Annotated in this window: 1 protein-coding gene and 1 rRNA gene; one reads left to right on the forward strand and one right to left on the reverse strand. The window is 34.2% G+C overall.

What is annotated here, in order from left to right; translation table 11 throughout:
• On the forward strand, positions 1-274 hold a 274-nt coding region (locus EAH81_RS27255), incomplete at its 5' end, for a transposase (RefSeq protein ID WP_241676537.1).
• Positions 275-456: 182 nt separating this feature from the next.
• Here the strand turns inward: EAH81_RS27255 and rrf are convergent.
• Positions 457-566: ribosomal RNA gene (gene rrf / locus EAH81_RS27260) — 5S ribosomal RNA — on the reverse strand.
• Between the last annotated feature and the right edge of the window lie 150 nt (positions 567-716).

Raw genomic sequence — 716 nt, forward strand, 5'->3', positions numbered from 1 at the left:
AGGTATTTACAACAATCATAACAATAAACACATTGCGATGACCAAACTGGCACATTGGTACAAGAATGTAGAAGATTCAGGGTTTAAAAATTTTAATATCCTTTTAAATACTATAACGGTTAATTACCAATCAATCTTAAACTATTTTGGCAATAGAAGTACTAATGCTTCTGCAGAATCATTCAATGCTAAAGTAAAAGCGTTTAGAAGTCAATTTAGAGGAGTGCGTAAAGTAGATTTCTTCTTGTTCAGATTATCTAATCTTTTTGCCTAATCCCCAACTTTTGCACCTGATCCTGGAATATTTCCTTTTAGGCTAACTAATATTTATGCATAAATTTTCCAAATCCCCAACTTTTGCACCTGATCCATTAAATCTTAGCGTGCTTTGCGTTAAAATTTCAAAACATTTACAAACAAAAAATCCCCATCAAAAAATGATGAGGATTTTCAAAAGAAAGGCGACGACATACTCTCCCACATAACTGCAGTACCATCTGCGCAGGCGGGCTTAACTACTCTGTTCGGGATGGGAAGAGGTGAGCCCCGCCGCAATAACCACCTTAAGAAGTTATAATTGCTTTGGGCAATTTTCTTTTAATTAATAATTGATAATTAACAATTCATAATTAAGAGTAATATCTTAACATACTGAGATAAAGAAAGTATTTTAGTTTTAGAAAGTTTCTTCTCCCGACCGCAGTCGGGAGAAAAGG

This window comes from Flavobacterium pectinovorum, from assembly GCF_006438875.1.
Classification (GTDB): domain Bacteria; phylum Bacteroidota; class Bacteroidia; order Flavobacteriales; family Flavobacteriaceae; genus Flavobacterium; species Flavobacterium pectinovorum_A.